This window comes from Xenorhabdus bovienii SS-2004 (genome assembly GCF_000027225.1).
GTDB classification, from domain to species: domain Bacteria; phylum Pseudomonadota; class Gammaproteobacteria; order Enterobacterales; family Enterobacteriaceae; genus Xenorhabdus; species Xenorhabdus bovienii_C.
On the sequence record NC_013892.1, the window covers coordinates 2488328 to 2513419 of the forward strand.

A 25092-nucleotide genomic window follows, 5' to 3' on the forward strand; every position below is an offset into this window, starting at 1 on the left:
TTTGCACGATACTTTCTCGGGCAAATGTCATTATTACTTGTTGAATTTACCGGGTGTTGAGTTATTGTGATTTCAATCATTACAGACACTGCTTTAATGTGAAGTAGAATTCGAGAAAATATATGCACAAAACAGATGAATTAAGAACCCGTTCCATTGGTCGTTTGATTACACCCAAAGCACTTGCTGAACAATATCCTATATCAGAAAAAATCCGGCAAAATGTGACATTGTCACGTAAGCGAATTGAATCCATTCTTACAGGCAATGACCCGCGTTTACTGGTCATTATTGGCCCTTGTTCAATACACGATGTTGATGCGGCTCTTGATTATGCCGCCCGCCTGCAAGTATTACGTGAAAAATACCAGCACAGTCTGGAAATAGTAATGAGAACCTATTTCGAGAAACCCCGTACTGTTATTGGCTGGAAAGGGTTAATTTCAGATCCTTTGTTAGATGGCTCCTGTCAGGTTAATAAGGGAATCTCTCTCGCCCGTAAGCTATTAAATGATATTAATGAACTGGGTATGCCAACGGCCACTGAATTTTTGGATATGGTCACAGGGCAATATATTGCCGATTTAATTAGCTGGGGTGCCATCGGAGCCAGAACGACAGAAAGCCAAATTCATCGGGAAATGGCATCTGCTCTGTCATGCCCCGTTGGATTTAAAAATGGGACAGACGGAAATACGCATATCGCTATCGATGCGATACGCGCAGCACGTGCCAAACATATGTTCTTGTCTCCTGACAAAGATGGGCGGATGACTATTTACCAGACCAACGGAAATCCCCATGGGCATATCATTATGCGGGGCGGTAAAAAGCCTAATTACAAAGCAGAAGATATTGCTGCCGCCTGCCAGAAATTACATGAATATCAATTAACTGAACGCCTGATTGTGGATTGTAGCCACGGTAACTGTCAAAAGATCCATCGCCGCCAGCTAGATATCGCGAAAGATATCGGCCAGCAAATTCAATCGGGTTCAACATCTATTGCGGGTGTCATGGCTGAAAGTTTCTTGATAGAAGGTACTCAAAAAGTAGTACATGGAGAACCTTTAACCTACGGGCAGTCCATTACTGATCCCTGTCTTAGCTGGCAAGATACCGAACAGTTTATCAATATTCTGTCCAGAGCGGTCAAAGATCGTACTTGAATACCTCTTTTATCTGACTCCTGTTTCTTGCAAGAGCCAGATAAAATTCAAAAATATTAATATAAATCAATAGATTAAATTATCACCGCAAGCTTTAAAAAAATAACTTGAAGTTAGTCAAATTTGAAACGATAATTATTCTCGATATTAGAATAGTTATTATTAAGATTTGACCATGGGAAAATTAGCTTATTACCAGTACTACCACGCAAATCTCCTGCAACAGCAGATTCTTCTTGAACTATTCAGTGATCCCGTAAAAAACGATTGTACTGGTGTGCCGACAGTCAGAAATTATTGGGATAATCACGTACCATAAAAATTAATCGGCAAAATGGCTTATGCCATTACGCCAGACCAAAACTCGTAGCTTTATTCGAACAAATAAAACCCCAGCAAACTCGCCTGATCAATATCGTGGTGATGGGTTATTTTTATGCACAAAACACCGTTAAATTATGGAGATTAACCTGTATGAACCCAATTAAATTACCAAACCTAAAATTATCATCATTAAGTGTGGTCATTTTGACTGGGTTATCTTCTGCTCATGCAACAACAATCCTTGCTGAAGAAAATAAATCATCCAAAGATACTTTGACTGTTTACGCGACTGGCAATGAGCGCGATAGTTTTGAAGCGCCTATGATGGTAACAGTCATTGAAGGAAACTCAGCCAACAATAGAGTGGCAGGCAATGCCCATGATTTACTGCGTAACCTTCCTGGTATTAACGTTTCTGGTTCTGGGCGCACCAATGGACAAGACATCAGTATGCGCGGTTATTCTAAAAAAGGTGTTTTAACGCTTGTTGATGGTATTCGTCAGGGCACCGATACTGGGCATCTCAATGGTTTATTTCTCGATCCAAGCTTGATTAAACAGGTCGAAGTCGTTCGTGGTCCATCCGCCCTACTTTATGGCAGTGGTGCACTGGGAGGCGTTATTGCCTATCAGACAGTTGATGCAGCCGATTTATTGCAAGAGGGAAAAAATACTGGCTTTCGTGTTTTCAGTCGCGCAGCAACAGGTGATCATAGCCTGGGATTTGGTGGTGCTGCATTTGGTAAGACAGAGCAACTCGATGGGTTATTTGCATTCAGTAGCCGTGATGTTGGCAATATTCGCTATGGTAACAGCCTAATCGGTCATAATGACGAAACCATTGGTAATATGCTGGCAAAAGGGAAATGGAATATCAATGATAGCCAATCACTCAGTAGCGAACTTCGCTATTACCGCAATCAGTCCCATGAGCCTAAAAACCCACAAGCTATCACAGATAATGCTAAAAACGATAACCCGAGAGCAGATCGCACCACGACACAACATGATGCACAACTGACTTATCGACTCAATCCGGCTGAGTACAACTGGCTGAATACCAAAGCGGATATCTATTACTCGGACGTCACTATTAATGCAAAAACCAAAGAGAAAGGTTTTGAAGGTCGCAAACAAGAAACTTACGGCGTTAAATTAGAGAACCGTTCACATCTGGGTGCAAACACTTTTTCAGTTCATCAATTCACGTACGGTGGCGAGGCTTACAAACAGAAACAGAAGCCAAACGGCAATACAGAAAGTTTCCCTGATGCCGATATCCGTTTTGCATCCGGTTGGGTTCAAGATGAAATAACCCTGCGTGATTTGCCTGTTTCATTCATCGTCGGTACACGTTACGACAATTACAACGCTTCAAATGCTAAATATGACGATATCAGTGCCAATAAATGGTCATCAAAAGGCGCTGTCAGCATTACGCCAACTCCTTGGTCAATGTTATTCACTTCCTATTCTCAGGCATTTCGTGCTCCAACCATGGGTGAAATGTATAACGATTCTAAGCACTTCCACATGCCAGCAATGAGAGGAAAGCCGGGATTCACTAATTACTGGAAACCTAATCCTAACCTGCGTCCAGAAAGCAATGAAACTCTGGAATCTGGCTTTGGACTGCGTTTCGATGATTTATTCTCCAGTAACGATGAGTTGAAATTCAAAGTCAGTTATTTTGACACTCAAGCGAAGGATTACATCACTTCCATCGTGACAATGCCGGATATGAGATCTACAACGTCAATCAATATCCCTAAAACCAAAATTTGGGGCTGGGATGCTTCAATGAGTTATGAATCAAATTGGTTCTCATGGAATCTCGCTTACAACCGAACAATGGGAAAAAACGAAGAAACAGGAGAATCTATCGCCGACCTCAGTCCCGATACTTTGAGCAGCATGCTAGATATCCCTCTATCTAACACCGGTTTTTCCCTTGGTTGGATCGGTAAATTTACCCAACATACTCAGTTCAGAGGGATTAATGGTGATAAAAATGAGCGCGGTCAGAAACTCTCTCAATACGCAGGCTACGGAATCAATGATTTCTATGTCAGTTATCACGGCGATGGAAAATTAAAAGGGCTAACAACTTCTGTCGTACTTGGAAACGCGTTCGACAAAGAATATTACTCGCCATTGGGCGCCCCACAGGATGGCCGCAACGGTAAACTGTTCATCAGCTACCAGTGGTAGATAACAACCACCCGGTTTTTTTAATACGTTTTTAACACACTATTTTTAAACACAGTTTTTAAGGAGCCAGCAATTGTGAATCAGTCACTTTATGAACGTTACCTACAGGCCAAAGCGGATAACAAAGCTAAATATGCACGTGATCTCGCTGCTTACCTCAATGTCAGCGAAGGAGAATTATTGCATAGTCGTGTTGGTATCGACGCAAAACGTTTGAACGTTGATGCTCCTGCCCTGCTTCAAGAGCTGGCAACGGTCGGAGAAACTAAAGCCATTACCCGTAATGATTTTGCCGTTCACGAACAGGTAGGTCGTTACGAAAATACACAGTTCAGCCCACATGTCGGTTTGATTCTCAACCCACGAGAACTTGATCTGCGACTATTCTTCGACCATTGGGCCTGCGTTTTCTCTCTGGTTGAACCAGCCAAAAATGGCCTGCGTCACAGTATTCAATTCTTTGACCGCCAAGGTGATGCTCTGCATAAAGTGTACACAACCAAAGATACCGATATGGCTGCATGGGAAGCCTTGATCGAAAAATATCAGACCGATGAAAATCCAGCTCTGGAAATTCAACCTGAAAAAGTATCTGAGCACAAAGAAGTCACAGAACAACTGAAAGCTCAATTGGATGAAGAATGGCGTGCTATGACTAATGTTCACCAATTTTTTATGATGATGAGCCGTCATAACCTAAACCGTCAGCAAATTTTCAATGCTGTCGGTAATGATCTGGCCTACCGTGTTGAAAATTCATCACTGACTCAAATCATTGAAACCGCGCATAACGATCAAAATGAAATCATGATTTTTGTCGGAAATCGTGGTTGTATCCAGATTTTCACGGGTAAACTGGAACGTTTGATGCCTTATCAGGAAGAAAATTCTCCTCAGAAATGGGTCAACATTTTCAATCGTGATTTCACTTTGCACCTGATTGAAAGTGCTATTGTAGAAAGCTGGGTAACACGTAAGCCAACAACTGATGGTTTTGTCACCAGCCTTGAGCTATTTGATGCCGAAGGTAACCAAATCGCACAATTGTACGGCCAGCGTACCGAAGGTACGCCTGAACAGGCACATTGGCGTAAGCAGATTGCCGCACTGCCTAAACTGGAATCAGAAAAGGAAACTTGCATAGTATGAAAAAGTGGCTTCTAACATTTATGTTTGCCATCTCTGGCAATGCATTCTCTGCTGAACGCATTGTCACAATTGGTGGTGATGTGTCTGAAATTGTTTTTGCACTTGGCGAAGGGCAGAATGTTGTCGCAAGGGATAGCACCAGCCAAAACCCTAAAGCATTACTCTCACTACCCGATGTGGGATATATGCGAATGCTGAATTCAGAAGGGATCCTATCCATGCGCCCATCACTGGTGATTGTAAGTGAATCGGCGCAACCGTCTCTCGCACTTAAGCAAGTCGAAAATTCAGGTGTAAAAGTTATTAAAGTGACCAGCAAAGCCTCGTTAGAAGCCGTTTCTGAAAAAATTTTGACCGTTGCAAAGGCGGTCAATCAGGAAAAAAGCGGTGAAATGCTGATCTCCCAATATCGACAACAGTTAGCCGAAATCAACACGTCAAATATTCCCACTAAGGTGATCTTTGTCATGAGCCACGGCGGGATCATGCCAATGGCAGCCGGTCAACAGACAGCCGCAGACCAGATTATCCGTAGTATAGGTGCACAGAATGCCATGCAGGGATTTAAAGGATATCGTCCCCTATCTCAAGAAGGAGTCATTGCCAGCCAGCCTGATTTGCTGCTAGTCAGTACTGAGGGGCTGAAAACGCTGGGAGGTATGGATAAACTCTGGCAGCTTCCGGGATTAAATTTCACTCCGGCAGGCAAGAAAAAACAGGTTATTATTGTGGATGAAATGGGTCTGCTTGGATTTGGCATCCAAACTCCAGCCGTCATGAAACAAGTCCGCGAGGCGGCGGAGAAAGTGCAATGAGTCGTTCCCACTCCCCCAGTTTCGGCTTGATGGCTCTCGGCTTGTTGCTATTCTTGTTAGCAATCAGCTCAGCCAATATGGGGGCATTGCCACTTTCTTTTAAAACCCTGTGGGAGTCCTCATTGGATGACCCACAGTGGCAGATTTGGTTAAATATCCGCTTACCGCGCATTCTGCTGGCTATTTTGGTTGGCGGTGCGCTGGCTGTGTCCGGTGCCGTGATGCAGGGATTGTTCCGCAATCCCCTTGCCGATCCTGGCTTATTAGGGATCAGTAGTGGTGCTGCACTTACCGTAGCAACGGTGATTGTTCTGCCTTTTACGCTACCTGCCAGTATCGCGTTATATGGCCATATTATTGCGGCTTTTATCGGCAGTTTACTGGTTTCATTCCTGATATTTTCGTTAAATAAATATAACCACGGTAATCTATCCAAATTATTACTTGCCGGTATTGCCATCAATGCCCTTTGTATGTCGTTTATCGGTGTGTTGAGCTATGTCAGTAATGATCAGCAATTGCGCCAATTTTCGATTTGGATGATGGGTTCATTGAGCCAAATTGAATGGCCAACACTGATTATCGCCGCGTCTCTCATTATTCCTGTTTGCATTTTGGCATTCAGTCAATCACGAAAACTCAATCTGCTTCAATTAGGCGATGAAGAAGCTCACTATCTCGGTATTAATGTCCAACGTACTAAGTATCAATTATTATTGCTGAGTGCCCTGCTGATTGGCTGTGCTGTCGCTTTGAGCGGTGTCATTGGTTTTATCGGTCTGGTGATTCCACACCTTGTCAGACTACGGTTTGGCGGTGACCATACTTGGCTTCTGCCAATCTCGGTACTGGGCGGAGCATGCCTGCTGTTAAGTGCTGATACACTGGCTAGAACATTAGTTTCTCCTGCAGAAATACCAGTAGGACTTATCACCGGTTTGATCGGTGCTCCCTATTTTTTATGGTTGATTCTTAAACCATCAGGAGGCCGTTTATAATGGAATCAGTAATGTCGGAAAATTTACTTGAAGCCAGAAATTTAAACTATTTCATTGGGCATCGTCAGATTATCAAGGATATTTCACTTTCCCTTCAGAAAGGGGAAGTTGTTGCAATTATTGGCCCCAATGGGGCCGGGAAATCTACGCTGTTACGCTTATTAACAGGCTATATTCCGTCCAATTCAGGCGAATGCCTGTTAAAAGGCGTTCCAATCTCCCGTTGGCCAACCCAGCAACTTGCACGTATTCGTGCCGTTATGCGGCAATACAGTTCTCTTTCTTTTCCCTTCAGTGTGGAAGAAATCATTGCCATGGGCCGTGTGCCACATGAAAATACCCACAGAAAAACGGCCATTGATGAAGCGATTATGCTGACAGAATGTGAAGAGCTAAGACATCGAAATTATCAGCAGTTATCTGGAGGGGAACAACAGCGGGTTCAACTGGCAAGAGTACTGACACAGCTTTGGCATCCAGAGCCAACAGAATCTTGTCTATTTCTGGATGAACCCACATCAGCATTGGATCTTTACCACCAGCAACATACATTACGGCTGGTACATCGCCTGACACGTCAGCGCCCTCTGGCTGTTTGCTGTGTACTGCATGATTTAAATTTGGCTTCACTCTATGCAGACAAAATTATCCTGTTACACAAAGGAAAACTGGTGGCGTCTGGTTCCCCGCAGGATGTGCTTCGCGATGATATTCTTAAACAATGGTATCGGGCTGATTTAGGGGTTACTCAGCATCCTGAAACCTATCAGCCACAAGTTTATCTCCGGCAATAACCAATCTCGGTAACCATATTGAAAAGGCAAATTTTGTTGGTATTCACAAAATTTGCCTAAACAACGAGGATCTACACATTCAGCCATATCCAACTTTGACCATTGGTGGATTTTAGGATTATCAATGAGTTAAATGGGAAGGCTATTCCTTTTTCGTGGAGTAACACAAAAAACATCTAAATTTACCGAATAAGCAATTCCACACTTATATCCATATACGATGAGCTTCCGTAAACGTTATTCTGATTGCAGTCAGCATCTCCACAAGTCGCGCTTTTGACTATATTCGGACACCCTTTAATTACTGTATACCATCCTCCATCAAACCCACGCTCAAATCTCAAAGCACAACTCGTCGAGCCACTAGAAACCGCCCACTCAACCCATTTAGGCCTAAGTGTACAAGCACTAAATAAATTATCGTTGTCTTGTAAATGAGTACTTTGCTGGTTACCAGGCTCAACCCTTATCTGATCTGCACCACTATCATACATACAGTCGGTGCTTCGTTTGGCTATCATGAAATCATTTACAGAAGAAGAGGAATTTTTAAATTCCATATTATAGTCAGCAGAAAGAATCTGTTGTTTTTCTGCATTAACCATTTTCTCATCTGCCCGGACTGGGGATATCAACAAACAATATAAAGCTGCACAAAATAATATATTGATAATCTTCATGACGTGCTCCTTCTGATGAAATTACTAAAAATATTTCGTCAATATTTTTGATTCGTTATTGCTTCACCGTTAATGGAGTACTGAGATGATAGTTACTAATAGCATACGAACTATCGTGATTCTATCAACTTTAGATTATAAAGAATTATTTTTACTGCTATACATCAAAGATAAACAGATGAGTAAGAGGTTTTAATGTATTTATATTACTCTTTTACGCAGGGTAGGTAATAAGTAAAATAGATGGATTGCAATTCCGATCACAATAATAAATATATTAAAATCAATGCATTAGGTTATTTTATTATTTTATTATTTTATTATTTTATTATTTTATTATTTTATTATTTTATTATTTTATTATTTTATTATTTTATTATTTTATTATTAAGAGAAGTCATCTGCAACATTATACCAATAAAAATTAGCTGTTATATTAATATTAGCGCTTATATCTCCTTCAAGGAAAACTTTCGGGTTGCCCGACCTAACAGTTAAAGACTTAGAACCAGCGATTGGCAAATCGACCGTGTTTATGAGGTTCTGAACCGTAAGCGTAATCAAACATTACCCATGATCCGCAATTTACACGTTATGTTAGGTATTCCCGCAGATGTCCTGATAAAACCAACAAAAAACAGTCCTGTTATGGGTAATACCACTCGCTTAAGCAAATTCGATTGCATTACAGCCTCATTTATAATTAATAACGTAGCTATAATATCACTGTACTTAAAAACAAATAAACATCTGATGCGCACCATTAATTCATAAAAGAAAAAATGAACAACACATAATGCTGATTAAATTGAAATCGCACATTTTGCGTATACGATTCAAAAGAAATTCTTAAAATGTCCCACAAAATAACGTAAGTTATTATTTATTTATCGGTATCTTTTCAGCAAAAGGCCCACCTATGTGGGAGGTAAATATGTTAGAAAGTGTCATCAACGATATTGTCAGATGGCTAGAAAGCCAGCTTCAACGTACTGAAGGTATCAAAATAGATGCCATTGCACATAAAAGTGGCTATTCAAAATGGCATTTACAGCGAATTTTTAAGGAACTGAAAGGCTGTACACTGGGTCAATATGTGCGTAGACGTCGTCTCCATGAAGCAGCAAAGTCTTTGCATGAAGATAGCTTGCCGATTCTTGATATTGCTTTGCAATATGGTTTTAGTTCTCAGGCTACATTTACCCGAATATTTAAGAAGCATTTTAATACAACACCCGCTAAATTCAGGGCAAGTGGGCAGTTACCCGAGTTTAAGACTTTCTTACATTGCGAATAATAAAGACGCAGTGTAATAAAAAATAGCCCAAATAATGTTTCAAAGCCAAATTTCTAAACCATATTTATAGTAAGTGTCACCCTTTTATGGTCAACTTCCCTATTGTTGACCATTTTTTTGCCTTCATGCCATGTCTGGCTATTCACTCATTTCAATTCGTCAACCAACCAGTGATACAACTGCTGTAATTCTTTATCCAGTAAGGAATATTGTTCTCTGATTTGTTGAATCACTTGCCCAACTGCCTGTGGTTGATACAGTACACCAACAAGCTTTTCAGCCAATAACTCGAATGGCGCAGGTTCCAGGCTATCAGTGAAAATCTGGCAACGACCAATAGTACCGTGTTCAATATCAACATGGAGTTCAATTCCTCCCCAACAGAAACGGTTATCCAATGTATGACTGAACTCGGGTGCCTGACCAAAATTCCATTCCCAACTACCCTGCTTGGCAAAAACGTCAGTAAATCCCGGTAAATCAGGTACGGCCTGCGGCGAAATGAGTTCTGACTTGGCTACTTCACCGAAATATTCAAAAAATGCTTCGGTAATTCCACCACACACTTTTTCATGTGTGATATCAGGTAATAATTCCGATAAATTCGTCACTCTGGAACGAACAGACGTTATACCTTTCGCCTGTAATTTTTTAGGATCAGGATTAAGATAATCGGCAAGGCGGTTCAAATCTGCATTAATCAACAACGTACCATGATGAAAACCTCTGTCTTTGGTTTCGCGATACGCCGAGCCTGAAATTTTACGCTCACCTTCAGGGGATGATAAAATTAAGTCATTACGACCAGAAACCATCGCATGGATGCCCGCTTTTTTTAATCCTTCCAGAATGATTTGAGTGGAAACAGTTTTATTATATTCTGGCTTACCTGCCATAAAGGTAAAACAGGTATTACCCAAATCATGAAAAACAGCGCCCCCACCACTACTGCGCCGAGCCAATTTTATTCCATCCTGCTCCATTCTCCGTGTATTGCACTCTTTCCATGGGTTCTGAGCGCGCCCTACCACAACCGTATTGGCGTTACGCCATAAAAACAAGACGCGCTGATCTGGTGACATCTGTCGGAAAATACATTCTTCAACTGCAAGATTAAACCAAGGATCATGGGAATCAGACAACAGCAGGCGTAATGTAGACATATTTGTCTCCGGCAAAAAAACAGAGCGTTAAGATATCATAAAGCACTACTGAATTTGATGGCTAAAGACGGGGTTACATCCTGCGGGCTTGCCAAAAAACACGTCGCCAATACACATTACCAAGAGAAGAACGTATAACGCCTTTACTGGTCGATGCATGAATGAACTCGTCGTTGATATCATAAATACCTACATGCAAACCACTCTCGCCACTGCCTGTCTTGAAAAATACCAGATCACCCGGCATCAAATCATCTTTACTAATCTGGGTGCCTAATTTGGTTTGTTCGTTTGTTGTACGCGGAAGGTGAATATTAAAACGATCGTGAAATGTACGGTAAACAAAGCCAGAGCAATCAACACCACGCTGATCTATTCCACCATATCGATAAGGCGTACCGTGCCATTGATTAAGTTGCTCTTTTAACTGAGCAATGACCATAATTGGATCAGAAAGTGCTGTCCGCAATGGAGGTAAATTGGATTTAGAAACAGGATTGGTACAGCCAATTAAGAGTAGATTAAATGATAAAAATAAATACCTAAATCTCACGCGAAGCCCCCGCCATTGCTTACTATCACATTGAATTTACTGAACTGCTATTTTTGCTGATTTTCGTGCATTTAAGATTATTTTAGGCTGTTTTTGTACTAACGGCACGCCCATCAGCACCCCATTAATTCGGGGACCCGGATAGGAGAACTTCAATTATAGCCTACTATAGCATAGAAAAACGCCCCCGCGCAGACGGTAACGCGGCGCGCAATGCTCCCGTTATATAAAAGTCTCAGGAAGGATCCAAAAGATTTATGTGATTCAATTTCTATCTCATTCCCGTATAAGATATGCCGGAACTATTAAAAGGAAATTCACATGATTGATAATGAAGTTTAAGGAGCAACTATCAATTTAGATTGGCACGATGTAATTAATCTTAATAACATTGAATTTAAAGATAGTCATGAACTCATAAAAGAAACCCCTAAAACAGCCGGCATCTATGCCTTCTGGCGAAAATTTGCTGATACACATGAATGTCTGTATATCGGGAGAGCGTCAAATTTAAATCGTCGGATAGTGCAACAACTTAATGCTAAAAAACTGGTTGACCATGTTCAAGATGCAAAAAAGGAGCTAAATTACTTTCCTTTGCTGAAATCCGTATGCATCAAAGTTGCGATATCTCTGCCTATCTACCGAAAAATAAGTGACGTAAACTATTTAGCTGTTTGTATCGCCTCGCTCAATGCCTGACTGATAGCAGCAGGCATCAACGATTGAGCCATTTGTTGCGCCCGTTCCTGATAACTGAGTATTGGCTCGACTGGCAGAGCATCACCAAACCGGCGGCGCTTACTCTTCTTCGATTTGGATTTCTTACGTTGCCATACATCATCATGCGCAACGCTGGTCAGTACCTGAGCCATAGCGAACGGAATTTGTTTTCGTATCAGTGCCAGTTGGTTGGATAGATCTTTGAGATTAGGCATGATTACCCCGCAATTTCCTGTATTGCCTTTTTGGCAGCGCCAAGTGAAGTGATGTCCTTGTCAATCCCTACAACAAACAAAAAATTCAGATGCAAATACAAGTTGCTGGTCACTTTTATTATAAAAATGAAGAGCAATATATTGAATTTATTGCCCCTTTTTTTTTCTCTTCCATTTCATTCCCCAAACAAATAACCCGGTGTACTATTGGGCTGTCATTATTTGAATCATCTATAATGAATTTGCTAATTGCTAATCACAGGAGTTCATATGAAAAAATTAGCGATCCTGTTAGCCGCATTACTTTCGTTTGGTGCTTGTGCTAAAACCAAAGTCGATGTGTCTAAAATTTATGGGAACATTAAAGTTGTTAGCTCTGGTGCGGACTATAAGGTTAAGGTCGTTAGCTCGTCACCTGACCTGAAAGTCAAAATCGTCACCAGTTCCGCTAACTCGCCGGGTAAATGGAAAATGGTAAATTCATCCCCTGATTACAAAATTCAGTTCGTAAACTCATTCCCGGACTTTACTATCAAATACGTCAATTAGTTTACCGACCCGACTAAATGATTCACCTTACCTACGGAGGGTGTTGTCTGCCCTCCATATAGCAAAAAATCACCCGAAGGTGGTGGTTGGCTATCTATAGCGAAGTGGCCTTAGCTCACTAACATTACCCCTAACAGACGGTCATGAACCCAATAGTTAGATTTCTTATGAAATAGAGTAGTTACGCTCAATGAACGTTCCTATCACTTTATCGTGCATCTCTTCGGATTTGGAGGTGAAGTTTATCACAATATCTAACCATTAGAATCACGACCATTAATGAGATCATTTGGCATCTGGTCGGCTAATAAGCCAGACTCCCAATAAAATAAAAAGAACTCCAGCCGTTTTCAACCATGAGAGGGTTTCATTAAACCAAGGCAATAAAGCTGCCATTAAATAAACAAAAACGTAGCTCAAACTGATCATCGGATAAGCTTTATTCAATGGCAGGTATTGCAGAACAAAAAGCCAACATAACATGGATAATGCATAACCTGCCAATCCTGCCATAACCATCAACAAAGGATTATGATGTGCCCAAATCCAATCTATATCCAACCAATATGTTGATAACGAAAGCTCAGGTAAACGAGCAGCTCCCCATTTTAACAATAGTTGTGCCACAGTGATCAATAGCACACTCGTTAGTCCCCAAAGATAACCTCTCATTGATTTAGACTCATCAATAAAATTCCGAACATAATCGCAAAAACGCCTATCCAGTGTTTTAGCCCCACTTTTTCCTGATACAGGAATTGCCCGACCAGAGTTACTACGACAAAATTAATACTAAGCATGGGATATGCAATACTCAGTGGCAAATATTGCAGCAGTCGCAGCCAGAATATCATCCCTATCCCCAACAAAAGAATAGCACCCGTCAGCCAGATCGCCACAGATACCCCCTTATGGTGGGTATCTGTTTTCTGCCAACAGGTGACGGCTTGTTTCTGGCATAGCTGTCCGGCACAGGTCAGCAGGCTAACTAATATCAATAATGCTAAATTGCTGGTCATGATTGTTTTTTATAAATCACAAGAACAAAACGGTCACTACGGCGCACAAGATCAGGTTTAGGCAACTCAGGAAGACCTCCTTTTGAAGACAATAGGAAAACAATCGCTACTTGACCTTCTTTACGCGCTTTCTCCAGCCACGCAGGGAATTTTTCTTGTGCTACATATCGGTATTGGCTGTCAGGATAGGCAAGACCGTATTCTAACTCGCCTGTGCGATCAAACATGTAAATGTCACTGCGTTTTAATTCCCATGCTACTGCAGCTCCCAAGCCTACTGCCTCAGATAAAATATATTTACTGTCAGTCAGTTCTTGCACATTTTGCCTAATGAAATTCTGAGGTAATTTAGAATCGATAGTCCTGTTGGGCAATGTGCTACTAAATGACAAACTGAGTACCAATGAACAGGCGGCTGCCCACAACCAACGTTTACCATTATGAATGAAACACAGGTAACCGATGATTCCCCAGGCACCAAAAGCCACCGTTCCCAATAGCCATTTTGACCATTCGCTGGGTTGATAAAAGGGGCGATTTAAGAGTGTCTGCATAACGAGCAACACCAATATCGCAATAATGCCAAAGAGAACATTCACCAACCCATTTATTTTCAGCGCTTTCATCTTGCCATTACTGACACAATCAATACTGTATTTTGCCATCATCAGTGCCAAGGGCCCGATAAATGGCAAAACGTAAGTCGGCAATTTTCCTTTTGCAATACTAAAAAAGACGAATGGAATGATGAACCAACAAAGCAAGAAAAACATTTCTGGATGGCTTTTTTTCTCTTTCCAGCTTTTCATCAAGGAACCAGGCAATAATCCAAGCCAAGGAAGTACACCCAACACCAGTATTGGCAGGTAATACCACATCGGTGCAATATGCTGTGCCTTATCTGATGCAAAACGTTGTATATGCTCTACCCAGAAAAAATAATGCCAATAATCAGGTTCCCGCAGGGCAATCGCAATCACCCACGGCAAACTAATCAAAATAGCGAAAATAACAGCAAGTGGCCCAAAGCGAACCATTTCCCAAAAACGTTTCTGGTATATCGTGATAGGTATCATGGAAATGACGGGCAAGGCTAATGCTAAAAAGCCTTTAGTCATAAACGCCATGCCACAAGCCAGCCCTAAGGCAGACCATGCCAGCATTCGCTCACGAGTACTGCCAGCTTTAAGTGCCCAATAGCAGCTGACAATCCCCGCAGTGACCCATAAAGAGAACATGGGGTCAAGAACGCTATAAGAGCCAATAGAAAAAACAATAAACATGGAGATGTAAATCAGACTGGAAACAAAGGCAATCTGACGGTTTTTCCACATCATCATCGCTAATAGATAAAGAAGAAATGCGCTGAGTAAGGTACTGAACACTGAGCCAAAACGAACGGCGAAGTTGTTGTCTCCAAAAATCCATTGGCTAATATTATTAAACCAATAACCTGCTACCGGTTTCTCAAAATAGCGGATATCGAAGAAATAAGGAACAATCCAATCTCCGCGTTGTAACATTTCCCGGCTGATTTCAGCATATCGAGTTTCATCCGGCTGCCACAAAAGGCGGCCATTCAGGGGTAATAAATAAGTAAGAATAAAAAAAAGAGCCATCAAAAAGGCTCCAACTCTACTTGCCCAACTATTCAACATGTTTGCGTTATACCTTTTGTTGACAACCTAACCAGCCTTCACGACCAGGAAAATCTGAACGAACAATTTTCCCAATAGGAAGCGTTTCTCTATTTTCAGGTAGTAAATGACTTAATTTACAAAACTGAATATCTTGCTGATGGAGCATATTCAGTAAGGTTTCAAACTGTGGAGACTTCGACATGCCCTCAACTTCTGTATGAATAGTATAAACAGAAACACCAAGATCATTTTTCATTGCGTCAAGGATAAAGCGATTGAAATCTGCATCGCTGACCTGTGTTCCAACAACTTCATCATAGGTCGGTAATGTGACAGGGATTTGCACAGTGCCAATGGTTCCATCAGGTAATAGTGGCCTGAATGGATGTGTTCCACGACAATCACTATTGTAATCAAAACCAAATCTCTGTTTAACCGTCAGTACGCGTTCATCCGCCCGCCATCCTGCAACTGCCGAGCACGTAATCGCTTGCCCTGTTGCTTTTTTCAATGCATCAATACCTAGCTGCACCTGCTCTGCTAATTCAGCTTCTGACCAGCGCTCTACTTTGGCTTGCCAGCCTTGATGATCCCATGCATGCAGACCAATTTCATGACCAGCATCCACTGCCTGTTTCATCAAATACCCTAAATTTTTTGCGATCTTCTTCCCTGGCCACGCCGTACCCGCCAGTAAGATATCCAAACCATAAAGGGACACAGCATTTGATCTCAACATTTTCCAAAGAAATTTTGGTCGCAGTAGGCGCCACAAATGGCGCCCCATGTTATCCGGCCCTACACTGAAGAAAAAGCTGGCCTGAATGTGGTGTCGCTGCAAAATTTCAAGCAATTGGGGTACACCTTCCTTTGTGCCTTGATAAGTATCCACATCAATTCTCAAACCAACTTTCTTCATCGCATTATTTCCAACAGTTTTAGTCTTCCCTGGTTAATTCTTCAACTTCCCCACACAAGAAGAAATCTAGCGTTTCATCAATGGTTTGTTTCATATCAATGGTTGGTTTCCATCCCAGCAGACGCTCCGCATTCTTGATGCTGGGTTTACGATGTTCAACATCTTGATAGCCCTGACCATAGTAGCTACTGCTTTCGATCTTTTTGAATCCGGCAAACGGAGGGAAATTTCCGCGCAATTCATGTTTTTCAAAGCTCTCCAGTAACATTTCAGCGAGTTGGCGAATGCTGGCCTCGTTGGTTGGGTTACCGATATTAATAATTTGCCCGTCACACAGTCCATCACGGTTTTCGATGATTCTGAACAGAGCTTCAATTCCGTCATTGATATCAGTGAAACAACGTTTCTGTTCTCCTCCATCAACCAATTTGATCGGTGAGCCTTCTACCAGATTCAAAATCAACTGAGTGATCGCTCTTGAGCTACCAATACGCGCCGAATTCAGGTTATCCAATCTTGGCCCCATCCAGTTAAATGGACGGAATAAAGTGAATTTCAAACCTTCTTTTACACCGTATGCCCAAATAACCCGGTCAAGTAACTGTTTGGATACTGAATAGATCCAGCGTTGTTTATTGATTGGCCCGACAATCAGGCGCGAAGTATCTTCATCAAATTCCTTGTCGTCACACATGCCATAGACTTCAGATGTTGACGGGAAAATAATGCGTTTATTGTATTTCACACAATAGCGAACAATTTTCAGATTCTCTTCAAAATCCAGTTCAAAGACACGGAGTGGATTGCGGGTATATTCAATAGGTGTTGCAATCGCCACTAATGGAAGAATGACATCACATTTTTTAATGTGATATTCAATCCATTCTGTATGGATACTGACATCTCCTTCAATAAAATGAAAACGGGGATTGCCGATAAACCGCTCAATGGCAGAAGACCCAATATCCATCCCATAGATGTCATACTTTTCATCGTCTAACAAACGTTCCGTCAGGTGATTGCCGATAAATCCATTAACTCCCAGAATCAGCACACGCTTACGACGACTAATTTGTGCGGTTGCTTTCGAGCCGACTCGAACATCTGTCACAATGCCCATTTCCAGCACCAGTCGGCTTCCTTGAACATAAAGACCGGATTCGCCCTGGCCACTGGTAATTTCCAGTGCACCTTCTCCACAGGCAATGACAAATGGAGTAGTAGAAAGCACCGTTCCTGGAAGTTTGTCATGAACCTGAATGAGTGGACGCGAACGCCAAACCGTAATTTTACGCTCGCCAAGGAACGTAAATGCCCCAGGATATGGCTCAGTTACCGCCCTAACCAGGTTATTAATCTCTTTAGCAGATTTATGCCAATCAATTTCGCCATCTTCAGCCGTACGACGACCAAAATAAGTGGCCTGATTTTCGTCCTGTGGGATGGATAAATAATGACTTGATTTTATTTGAGGTAAGATACTATCCAGTAATTCAACGGCTGCCTCACGGATTTTGCCATGCACGTCCAGTGAAGTATCGGTTTCACCAATCAGTACAGCCTGCTGTGCAACGATATCTCCTGCATCCGGCTTCATCACCATTCTATGCAGTGTCACGCCTGTCTCGGTTTCACCATTTAACACCGCCCAGTTAACGGGAGCACGACCACGATATTTCGGCAATAATGAACCGTGCAGGTTAAACGCACCTTTTTCTGCTAAAGATAAAAGATCCTGACTAAGCATGTTGCGATAATAAAAAGAAAAGATAACATCCGGCTTCATCTCACGGATGCGCTCAATCCAAAGCGGATGATTTACATTTTCTGGCGCAAATACAGGCAATCCCAAATCGGCACCAATGCGTGCAACAGAAGAGAAAAAATGGTTTTCATTCGGGTCATCAGTGTGTGTAAATACAGCCTGAATGTCAAAGCCTGCTTTAACCAGCGCATTAAGTCCGACACAACCAATATCATGATAGGCAAAAATTACTGCTTTCATTAGCTTTTTTCCTGATTGTCGTTGATCTTTCTAACTCCGACTACTTTTTGAATAAAATAACGCGGGCGGGCGCGAACATCGTTATATATTCGGCCAACGTATTCACCGAGCAATCCCATCGCAACGAATTGTGCACCAATGAACATGAAAAGGATGGCAAATAGAGTAAATACACCTTCAGCAGCCCATATTGATCCGAAAATGAGGCGCAAAGTGATCAGTAATACCGCCAGCAGAAAACCTGTCACAGCAATAATGCTTCCCACAACACTCAATAACCGTAGTGGTGCGGTTGTCAGGCAGGTCAACAGGTCATACATCAGATTGATCAGCTTCATGAAACTGTACTTAGAATCCCCAAACTCACGTTCTGCATGAGTTACATCAATTTCAGTCGTTCTACGGGCAAATGTGTTAGCGAGAATGGGAATAAATGTACTGCGTTCATGGCATTGCAGCATCGCATGTACGATATGACGGCGATAAGCGCGCAGCATGCAGCCGTAATCACCCATCGAACGGCCTGTAGCCTTAGTTATCATCACATTAATTATTTTGGACGCAGTTTTACGGAACCAAGAATCCTGACGATTGGCACGACGTGTTCCCACAACGTCATATCCTTCTTCTGCCGTTTTCACCAGACGGGGGATCTCTTCTGGTGGATTCTGCAAGTCTGCATCAAGTGTGATGACAAGATCACCATCAGCCTGATGAAATCCCGCCATGATTGCAGAATGTTGCCCATAATTACGGTTAAGTAAAATAGCAATAACGTGATTTTCGGGAGTTTCCGCCGCCTGAGTTAAAATATCGGCAGAGCTGTCACGGCTGCCATCATCCACCAGAATTAATTCATATTTCTGCTCAAGTTGTTGGCACGCAGCGATCGTTCTTTCCAATAATTGGGGTAGACTTTCTTCTTCGTTATAAACTGGAATAACAACCGAGACTTTCTTAATTTTTTCAAATGTCACTATTTCTATGCTCCGAAAGAATTTCAGTGATTGAATTCACGACACGATCTACATCGTCATTATTCATATCTGGAAAAAGTGGCAACGAGCAAAGTGTTGCCGAGTTCCACTCCGATGCAGGCAAAGACAGCATCGGAAAACGTTCCCGATAATATTTTTGTGTATGTGCAGCCCTGAAATGCAAGCCTGTACCAATATTTCTTTCTTTTAAACGTGCCATAAAAGTATCGCGATCAATACCACAGACATCTTGGTCAACACGCACCATGAATAAATGATGGGTATGCCCGTGTTCATATTCAGGAACACTCAACATTTGTAACGGTGAATTGCTCAGAGCAGCAGCATACCGAGCTACTAACTCCCCGCGACGGGCATTCATGGATTCCAGTTTGCCTAACTGTACAACCGCCATCGCCGCATGGATGTCTGATAAATTATATTTAAAACCGGGCTCAATGACTTCTGCCTGAGGTTTCCTGCCCTGAAGCTGCCGATCAAATGCATCGACAGCCAATCCATGAAATTTTAGGCAGCGAACCCGTTGTGCAAGCTCGTCATTATCCGTAACGAACATGCCGCCTTCAGCGCATGTCATGTTTTTAATGGCATGAAAAGAGAAGATTGCTGTTCCTCGCTCTCCCACCCACTCATTTTTATAACGGGTTCCTACAGCATGAGCAGCATCTTCAATCAGAGGGATATTAGCTTCGTCAGCAACAATACGCAGGGCATCAAGATCACAAGGTGCTCCCGCATAATGGACAGGTATAATAGCTTTAGTGTTTGGTGTAATCGCTTTTCTGACTGTTTCCGCACTGACCATCAGCGTATCACGGTCAACATCGACCATAACAGGCTCTGCGCCCAGAAGACAAATCATGTTGATAGTGGAAACCCAAGTCTGGGAAGGGGTGATAACTTCATCACCTGGGCCGATGCCCAATGCCAGCAGAACCAAATGCATCCCCGCCGTAGCAGAACATAATGCAATCGCGTGTCTGCAACCAAACATACGAGAAAAATCCTGCTCTAACTGGTGGTTTTGTGGCCCTGTCGTAATCCAACCTGAACGTAAAACCTGTTCTATTGCTTCTATCTCTTCATGTCCAATTGCTGGACGAGAGAATGGCAGAAAATTATCCATAATCGCTTTGCGTAGCCTGATTCGTTTTATAATTCCCAAAAATTTTAAATGACGTTTGTTCAACGAAACATCAACGGATAGACAAAATCAGGGTCAATCACAATACTAAAAAGAGATTAAAAGCAATAAATTAAGACAATATTTACTAATAGAAATTTAAAGATGATCAACCCTCCATAGTTTATAGCTGGTATTTTGGATATGTCTAATATTTACTTCAAAAATTTCTGATAAATTTTGATTAGTCATAACATTTTGTGGTATTCCAGATACTAACAATTTTCCATGCGACAATAACCATACACTGGTAGCTTGTTCATAAGTGTGATTAAGATCATGGCTGCTCATTAAGACCGAGCCGCCCAGTGAACAAAATTGTTTGATTAACTGATCCAAAACTGTTTGCTGTGTAATATCGAGGTTGTTTGTCGGTTCATCAAGGAGTAATAATTTTCCATTCGGATTCAACTCTGGCCATATCTGCAAAAAGACTCCTGCCAGCCTGACACGCTGCCATTCACCTCCTGATAGCTGCCCAATTGAAGAAGACAGCAATGAAGTGAGTTTTAGCTGCCGACAAAGTTCATATAACACACTTTCACTCTGATCCAATGGCGCTGAATCAGGACGATACATATCCAGATACTGGTAAACTGGCATGATAGGAACAGAAACTGATTGAGAAAACCATGCCCGATATTTCGCCAACTCGTACTGTCGATAATCACGCAGGTTTCTGCCGTTCAGATGAATCTTGCCACTGTAAGGTAAAATTCCTGCAATTGCTGAAAGCAGCGTGCTTTTCCCTGAACCATTCAGCCCGACCAGATGAATTTGCTCTTTTGCTATAACAGATTCAGACAATGTGGTCAGTCTCTTGTCAACCGTAATATTATTCAATTCTAAAATCGGTTGACAGGTCATTTTGTTTCTCCCATGACACTCATCGAATATATTTATCTATGATGTGTTTTTAATAGTAGCCATATAAAAATTGGTGCTCCCAAGGTTACTGTGACCACTCCAATCGGCACTTCCGCATGGGATAATGACAAGCGGGAAAATAGATCTGCCAATAATAAACCACTACTTCCCGCCAGCGCACAAGCGGGAAGCAAGGTCTTATGATCTGTCAGACCAGTTAACCTTAAGATATGTGGAATCACCAAACCAATGAAACTAATCGCCCCTGCCAAAGCAACGCTCAAACCAACCAACAATCCAACTATCGATATAAATAAATTACGCCACTTATTATGTGATATTCCCAGCTGTTGAGCCTGTAACTCACCAAGCGATAGGTAATTAAGGACTTTCCCTTGTTGACTCAGCCAGAAAATAGCGGGAACCAGTGCAATAACCAACCATTTCTGGCGCCAGTCAATACCGCTGAAGCTACCCATCATCCAATACATCAACTGACGTAAATCCAGACTGGTACTGAAGTAAACCATCCATGTCATCATAGCGCCAAACATCACTCCGAAGGCGACGCCAATCAATAGCAACCGTGTATTCGTCACTTGATGTTTTCTGGAAAAGCCCAACAAAATAGCAGTCATAGCGAACGCCCCAAGAACCGCACCAATACTTAATAACCACAATGGAGCAATGCCATGAAAGACAAGGATCAGACATACCACAACAACTCCAGCGCCATTACTGATCCCCAATAATCCCGGCTCTGCCAGCGGGTTTTCAAATAACGCCTGCATGACAGCGCCGGACACAGCCAAACTCGCACCAACCACTATCACCGCAATCGCTCTGGGCAACCTCAATTGCCAGATAAATAATCGGGCCGAGTCAGACAGCCATTGATCAGGCCAGAACCATAATTCTCCTGCACACAATGACAAAATAAATAACATAATAAATAAGATGGATAGGAGTGCTATCACACGATAGTCACGTTTTTTCTGGAGAGTGATTAATTCATAAACAGAGTGCATTGGCGGCACCAGAAAAAAGAAATGTATCCCACTGTATACAACAGGATATTAAAGGTAAGAAAAAGACCGCACAAAAATGCGGCCTTTTTTATATGTTTTATTCTTTTGGTAAAGCTTTTTCCACCCGATTTTTCAACTTTTGACCTGGGCGAAACGTGACAACACGGCGGGCCGTAATTGGAATATCTTCACCCGTCTTCGGATTACGACCTGGACGTTGATTTTTGTCTCGTAAATCAAAGTTGCCAAATCCAGATAATTTAACCTGCTCCCCATTCTCTAAAGAATGACGCACTTCTTCAAAGAATATTTCCACTAGATCCTTAGCATCACGTTTGCTAATACCCAGTTTCTCAAACAGATTTTCTGACATTTCAGCTTTAGTAAGCGCCATAAGTTCAGTCCCTCAAGGATGCTTTGAATCGCTGTTCTAATGCAGCAACGCATTTGTTGACGGTCGCAGCAATCTCTTTTTCTTCCAGTGTACGCACGGTATCCTGCAAGATTAAGCTAATAGCAAGGCTCTTGTGGCCTTCCGCGACACCTTTACCACAATACACGTCAAATAAGTTTATGCCAACTATATGATTTACGCCAACTTTCTTACATTCAGCAAGAACATCTTCTGCGGCTACATTTTCAGGCACAACTATGGCGATATCACGGCGATTGGATGGGAAGCGAGAAACTTCCTTCATTTCAGGAATCACGCGGTCCACCAGACTGGCCCACAATAATTCGAATATCACGGTACGACCATTTAAGTCAAATTTGCGCTCCAATTCTGGATGAACAACACCTATATAACCAATATAATTATTTTCCAGATAAATCCCAGCGCTTTGTCCAGGGTGTAAAGCAGGATGTTCCTCCGCCCTAAATGAAATGCTAGATAGCATACCAGTCAATTCTAAAACGGATTCTAAATCGCCCTTAAGATCAAAGAAGTCAACTGCTTGTTTTTCAAGCATCCAGTGTTCTTCAAAACGATTTCCTGCTATCACACCACCAAGCATCAATTCCTGACGAATACCATGTTCAGCATTTTCATCAGGCACAAAACGCAAGCCAGTTTCAAATAAGCGGATACGGTTCTGCTGACGGTTCTGGTTATAAACAACAGTGGTCAATAATCCTGTCAACAATGACAAGCGCATAGCCGACATGTCAGCCGAAATCGGATTTGGCAGGATTAATGCTTCTTCCTGCGGATGCAAATATTGCTGAATCTTTGGATCAACAAAACTGTAGGTAATCGCTTCTTGATAACCTTTATCCACCAGCATCGTTTTGACGCGTTTCAATGGCAGATTAGCTTCACGGTGTGCAGTCATCACAAGATCAGCGCGCACAGGCACGTCTGGTATGTTATTGTAACCGTAAATACGTGCAATTTCTTCAACCAGATCTTCTTCAATCTGCATATCAAAACGCCAGCTAGGTACAACAGCCTGCCAGCTATTGCTCTGCACTGTCACCTGACAGCCTAAACGTGTCAGAATATCCGTGACTTCGTCATCAACGATATGATGACCAATCAGGCGATCCAATTTCTTGCGATTCAGAGTAATAGTCGCCGATTTTGGCAAATAAGAACCACTGGTAACATCAATGATTTCTCCGGCTTCCCCACCACAAATGGCAATCAGCAATTGGGTGGCATATTCCATCGCTTTATGCTGAAGTTGTGGATCTACGCCACGTTCAAAACGATGGGAAGCATCAGTATGCAGGCCATAACAACGAGCACGACCTGTAATCGCTAATGGTGCAAAGAAAGCACACTCCAGTAAAATATGCTGTGTTTCAGAATTCACACCAGAATACTGACCGCCAAAAATTCCTGCCATTGCAAGGGCTTGCTTTTCATCAGCAATAACGAGTGTATCAGCAGAAAGTTCTATTTCGTTACCATCTAGCAGTGTTAATTTTTCACCCTGCTCAGCCAGACGAACAATAATTGAGCCACTTAAGCGTTCCAAATCGAATGCATGCAGTGGTTGTCCCAACTCTAACAGTACATAATTAGTAACATCAACAATTGGGTCAATAGAACGAATACCACCACGACGCAGTTTTTCACGCATCCACAGTGGTGTTGTAGCCTTGACGTTTACATTCTTGATAACGCGCCCCAAGTAGCGTGGGCAGGCTTCTGGTGCGTCGACACGGATAGGGAATGTGGCTTCTGTAGTGAGTTTTACAGCCTCGATCTGTGGCTCTGTCATTGACAGTTTATTGATAACAGCAACGTCACGAGCAACTCCCATGATGCTTAAACAATCTGCACGGTTAGGTGTAATGCTGATTTCAATGGCACTATCATTCAATTTGATATAATCTCGCAGATCAATACCAATCGGTGCATCCGCAGGCAGTTCAATAATGCCATCATGATCATCTGCAATACCCAGTTCAGAGAAAGAACAAAGCATCCCTTCTGATGGCTCTCCGCGCAATTTCGCAGCTTTAATCTTGAAATCACCCGGTAATACCGCGCCCACTGTAGCAACGGCGACACGTAGTCCCTGACGGCAATTTGGTGCTCCACAAACAATATCCAGCAGGCGATCGCCACCTACATTAACTTTTGTGACACGCAATTTATCTGCGTTTGGATGTTGGCCACATTCAACGACTTCACCCACAACAACACCGTGAAATTGACCTGCCACTTTTTCAACACCATCAACTTCTAAACCTGCCATGGTGATTTGATCAGACAATGCTTCACTGCTGATGGCAGGGTTAGTCCACTCGCGTAACCAGAGTTCACTGAATTTCATGAGATAT

23 protein-coding genes and 1 pseudogene are annotated in these 25092 nt (G+C 42.2%); 9 read left to right on the plus strand and 15 right to left on the minus strand.

The window, feature by feature from the left end; translation table 11 throughout:
• Positions 1-122: 122 nt before the first annotated feature.
• The 6 genes from XBJ1_RS10625 to XBJ1_RS10650 all read left to right on the plus strand — a co-directional run bounded on the left by XBJ1_RS10625 (position 123) and on the right by XBJ1_RS10650 (position 7460).
• On the plus strand, positions 123-1169 hold the full coding sequence (locus XBJ1_RS10625; protein ID WP_012988940.1) for a 3-deoxy-7-phosphoheptulonate synthase: 1047 nt from the start codon (positions 123-125) through the stop codon (positions 1167-1169).
• Between the two features lie 474 nt (positions 1170-1643).
• Positions 1644-3704: a TonB-dependent hemoglobin/transferrin/lactoferrin family receptor gene (locus XBJ1_RS10630; protein WP_012988941.1), complete on the plus strand. Its 2061-nt coding sequence runs from the start codon at positions 1644-1646 to the stop codon at positions 3702-3704.
• Between the two features lie 75 nt (positions 3705-3779).
• Complete coding sequence (locus XBJ1_RS10635) at positions 3780-4853, plus strand: hemin-degrading factor (RefSeq protein WP_012988942.1); 1074 nt, start codon at positions 3780-3782, stop codon at positions 4851-4853.
• A complete protein-coding gene (locus XBJ1_RS10640; RefSeq protein ID WP_012988943.1) occupies positions 4850-5668 on the plus strand; it encodes a heme/hemin ABC transporter substrate-binding protein in 819 nt (272 codons plus the stop codon). Before XBJ1_RS10635 ends, XBJ1_RS10640 begins: the two co-directional genes overlap by 4 nt.
• Entirely contained in the window at positions 5665-6666 is a 1002-nt protein-coding gene (locus XBJ1_RS10645) for a FecCD family ABC transporter permease (protein ID WP_012988944.1), read from the plus strand. The genes XBJ1_RS10640 and XBJ1_RS10645 overlap by 4 nt, the downstream gene beginning before the upstream one ends.
• Positions 6666-7460 carry a heme ABC transporter ATP-binding protein gene (locus XBJ1_RS10650; protein ID WP_012988945.1) on the plus strand — a complete coding sequence of 265 codons (795 nt, stop codon included), beginning with the start codon at positions 6666-6668 and terminating at the stop codon, positions 7458-7460. The genes XBJ1_RS10645 and XBJ1_RS10650 overlap by 1 nt, the downstream gene beginning before the upstream one ends.
• A gap of 182 nt (positions 7461-7642) precedes the next feature.
• Here the strand turns inward: XBJ1_RS10650 and XBJ1_RS10655 are convergent, their stop codons facing one another.
• Positions 7643-8140: a hypothetical protein gene (locus tag XBJ1_RS10655; protein WP_012988946.1), complete on the minus strand. Its 498-nt coding sequence runs from the start codon at positions 8138-8140 to the stop codon at positions 7643-7645.
• Between the two features lie 487 nt (positions 8141-8627).
• On the opposite strand from XBJ1_RS10655, the pseudogene XBJ1_RS22520 reads away from it, so the two are divergent.
• A pseudogene (locus XBJ1_RS22520) lies at positions 8628-8764 on the plus strand (transcriptional regulator); the annotation flags it as partial.
• Positions 8765-9074: 310 nt separating this feature from the next.
• Entirely contained in the window at positions 9075-9437 is a 363-nt protein-coding gene (locus tag XBJ1_RS10665) for a helix-turn-helix domain-containing protein (RefSeq protein ID WP_012988949.1), read from the plus strand.
• 146 nt (positions 9438-9583) lie between these two features.
• On the opposite strand, the gene XBJ1_RS10670 is transcribed toward XBJ1_RS10665, so the two are convergent.
• The 3 genes from XBJ1_RS10670 to XBJ1_RS10680 all read right to left on the minus strand — a co-directional run bounded on the left by XBJ1_RS10670 (position 9584) and on the right by XBJ1_RS10680 (position 12091).
• Positions 9584-10600 (minus strand): lipoate--protein ligase A, encoded by a 1017-nt coding sequence (locus XBJ1_RS10670; RefSeq protein WP_012988950.1) that lies wholly within the window; start codon positions 10598-10600, stop codon positions 9584-9586.
• A gap of 73 nt (positions 10601-10673) precedes the next feature.
• Positions 10674-11153: a C40 family peptidase gene (locus XBJ1_RS10675; RefSeq protein WP_038198901.1), complete on the minus strand. Its 480-nt coding sequence runs from the start codon at positions 11151-11153 to the stop codon at positions 10674-10676.
• 665 nt (positions 11154-11818) lie between these two features.
• The gene (locus XBJ1_RS10680) at positions 11819-12091 is read right to left on the minus strand and encodes a hypothetical protein (protein WP_012988954.1); all 273 of its coding nucleotides are present in this window, start codon (positions 12089-12091) and stop codon (positions 11819-11821) included.
• A 270-nt stretch (positions 12092-12361) separates the two neighbouring features.
• Here XBJ1_RS10680 and XBJ1_RS10685 point away from each other — a divergent pair, with 270 nt between their 5' ends.
• Positions 12362-12640, plus strand: a complete 279-nt coding sequence (locus XBJ1_RS10685; protein WP_012988956.1) for a hypothetical protein — start codon at positions 12362-12364, stop codon at positions 12638-12640.
• Positions 12641-12925: 285 nt separating this feature from the next.
• On the opposite strand, the gene arnF is transcribed toward XBJ1_RS10685, so the two are convergent.
• From arnF to pheT, 11 genes are all read right to left on the minus strand, one after another.
• Positions 12926-13312, minus strand: a complete 387-nt coding sequence (arnF, locus tag XBJ1_RS10690) for a 4-amino-4-deoxy-L-arabinose-phosphoundecaprenol flippase subunit ArnF (protein ID WP_012988957.1) — start codon at positions 13310-13312, stop codon at positions 12926-12928.
• Complete coding sequence (arnE, locus tag XBJ1_RS10695; protein WP_012988958.1) at positions 13309-13659, minus strand: 4-amino-4-deoxy-L-arabinose-phosphoundecaprenol flippase subunit ArnE; 351 nt, start codon at positions 13657-13659, stop codon at positions 13309-13311. Before arnE ends, arnF begins: the two co-directional genes overlap by 4 nt.
• Positions 13656-15317: a lipid IV(A) 4-amino-4-deoxy-L-arabinosyltransferase gene (gene arnT / locus XBJ1_RS10700; protein ID WP_038198903.1), complete on the minus strand. Its 1662-nt coding sequence runs from the start codon at positions 15315-15317 to the stop codon at positions 13656-13658. The genes arnE and arnT overlap by 4 nt, the downstream gene beginning before the upstream one ends.
• A gap of 7 nt (positions 15318-15324) precedes the next feature.
• Positions 15325-16218: a 4-deoxy-4-formamido-L-arabinose-phosphoundecaprenol deformylase gene (gene arnD / locus XBJ1_RS10705; protein ID WP_012988961.1), complete on the minus strand. Its 894-nt coding sequence runs from the start codon at positions 16216-16218 to the stop codon at positions 15325-15327.
• 19 nt (positions 16219-16237) lie between these two features.
• Positions 16238-18223: a bifunctional UDP-4-amino-4-deoxy-L-arabinose formyltransferase/UDP-glucuronic acid oxidase ArnA gene (gene arnA, locus XBJ1_RS10710; RefSeq protein WP_012988962.1), complete on the minus strand. Its 1986-nt coding sequence runs from the start codon at positions 18221-18223 to the stop codon at positions 16238-16240.
• Positions 18223-19203: an undecaprenyl-phosphate 4-deoxy-4-formamido-L-arabinose transferase gene (arnC, locus tag XBJ1_RS10715; protein WP_173346414.1), complete on the minus strand. Its 981-nt coding sequence runs from the start codon at positions 19201-19203 to the stop codon at positions 18223-18225. Before arnC ends, arnA begins: the two co-directional genes overlap by 1 nt.
• The gene (gene arnB, locus XBJ1_RS10720; protein WP_038198904.1) at positions 19190-20347 is read right to left on the minus strand and encodes a UDP-4-amino-4-deoxy-L-arabinose aminotransferase; all 1158 of its coding nucleotides are present in this window, start codon (positions 20345-20347) and stop codon (positions 19190-19192) included. The genes arnC and arnB overlap by 14 nt, the downstream gene beginning before the upstream one ends.
• A gap of 156 nt (positions 20348-20503) precedes the next feature.
• Positions 20504-21271 carry a vitamin B12 ABC transporter ATP-binding protein BtuD gene (btuD, locus tag XBJ1_RS10725; RefSeq protein WP_012988965.1) on the minus strand — a complete coding sequence of 256 codons (768 nt, stop codon included), beginning with the start codon at positions 21269-21271 and terminating at the stop codon, positions 20504-20506.
• Positions 21272-21303: 32 nt separating this feature from the next.
• Positions 21304-22299, minus strand: a complete 996-nt coding sequence (gene btuC / locus XBJ1_RS10730) for a vitamin B12 ABC transporter permease BtuC (protein WP_012988966.1) — start codon at positions 22297-22299, stop codon at positions 21304-21306.
• A 97-nt stretch (positions 22300-22396) separates the two neighbouring features.
• Positions 22397-22693: an integration host factor subunit alpha gene (gene ihfA / locus XBJ1_RS10735; RefSeq protein ID WP_012988967.1), complete on the minus strand. Its 297-nt coding sequence runs from the start codon at positions 22691-22693 to the stop codon at positions 22397-22399.
• 4 nt (positions 22694-22697) lie between these two features.
• Positions 22698-25085: a phenylalanine--tRNA ligase subunit beta gene (gene pheT / locus XBJ1_RS10740; RefSeq protein WP_012988968.1), complete on the minus strand. Its 2388-nt coding sequence runs from the start codon at positions 25083-25085 to the stop codon at positions 22698-22700.
• Positions 25086-25092 lie beyond the last annotated feature (7 nt).